This window comes from Fictibacillus sp. WQ 8-8, from assembly GCF_024494405.1.
In the GTDB taxonomy this organism is placed as follows: domain Bacteria; phylum Bacillota; class Bacilli; order Bacillales; family Fictibacillaceae; genus Fictibacillus_C; species Fictibacillus_C marinisediminis.
The window spans coordinates 1-1,526 of record NZ_JAMXKG010000011.1; the positions used below are offsets into that span (position 1 = coordinate 1).

Annotated in this window: 1 protein-coding gene; it reads right to left on the reverse strand. The window is 36.4% G+C overall.

Features of this window, described 5'->3' with window-relative positions; all coding sequences use genetic code 11:
• Positions 1-34: 34 nt before the first annotated feature.
• Positions 35-904: a cation diffusion facilitator family transporter gene (locus M1K46_RS19915; protein WP_256227416.1), complete on the reverse strand. Its 870-nt coding sequence runs from the start codon at positions 902-904 to the stop codon at positions 35-37.
• Positions 905-1,526 lie beyond the last annotated feature (622 nt).

Here is a 1,526-nt window from a genome sequence, read left to right on the forward strand (position 1 = left end):
CATTATTGGCAAGAGATAATAAAGATCACAATGCTTAGTTGGGTTCCACATGGACATGAACATCATATACTCCGTAATCTCTTATGAGGATCCTTTCCATAAGGGTGGCTATATCATGAGCTTCTTTAATGCCTAACGTAGATTTAACCATTATAACAACATCAATAACTTCGTTATTTCCGTAATTTCTCCCCTTAATGGTTTTTATTCTTTTAACTCCATCCACTTTTGAAATGACTTCTTGATAAAGTTTTAGTTTCTCTTCATCAAAGCCATCTGAAAGTTCATGGGACGCTTGTTTAAAGATATCCAATGCTGTTTTACATATTAAGAGCCCTACTATAATGGCAGTAACAGTATCAAGCCATGGCATTTTTAATTGGGAACCAAAGATTCCGATGGCTGCTCCTATACTTACCCAGGCATCGGACAAATTATCTTTAGCGGCTGCCATAACCGATTTACTGTTAATTTTAAGAGCTAGTCTTTTGTTGTAACGATAAACGAAATACATGGCTAATGCAGAAAAAATACCTGTATAAGCGGCAATTAGATCAGGAGATTCTTTACCTCCTTGAAAAATTGAGGTAATAGCATCCAGTATTACTTGAAGCCCCACGGCTGCCATGATGAAAGAAGCAACCATTGAGGCAATGGTTTCACTTTTCCAATGTCCATACCCGTGATCTTCATCGGGAGGCCTCTGAGACAGCTTTAAACCGATTAATACAGCAATAGAGGCGATGATATCGGTTGTATTGTTTAGACCATCCGCATTTAAAGCAGCAGAGTCACTTATATATCCAATCGCTAACTTTAGAATGGAAAGACAAATATATGCAATGATACTAATGATGGCTCCGCGTTCGCCTAATTTAAGTTCCTTATATTTTTGCTCTTCCACTATCTGACCCCTCCTATAAGCACCTCACTATAATAAACACAGGGATAGTGGTGGGTCTAGAGCAATGTTCTTGTCCTATTTTATCTTTGTAAACACTATGCAATTTAGTTGTGTAGAGGCAACAAAAGAAGAAGGAAGTAAGGCATTGATAAAAGTAAAAAAGCCGCATGATTAGCGGCTTTCCTTTTGCAATTCTTACGGTTGGGCAAAGTATTAATGGAGGGTTTTGCTTTTTAGACTTCCTTCAATAAGATTATTTATTTACCTTGGAGCAAAGCCATTTTTTTGAGCATTCATGACGAGTGCTGTTTTTGGATAAAAAAGGAATAGAGGACTCTCTGTTGAATTATTAAAATTCGGAGGAATTGTTCAATAGGAGAGGTTCTTTTTCATTGGGGGCACTTGAATTAGAATCCTCTCTTTTTTTAGGCTGTTTTGGCAATTGTAGTTTTTCTTACCCTTGTTCAACTAACGGGTAGTATTTAATGCAAAAAGATAAAGTGAGGCAAATATGGAAATAGGAAAAAAGAAAAAATATAAATATTAAAAAATGGAGGGTGCTGAAGATGACAGTTGAAGGTATTGATGATATTAACGGTCTCAAAGAAATTGGAAAGATCGT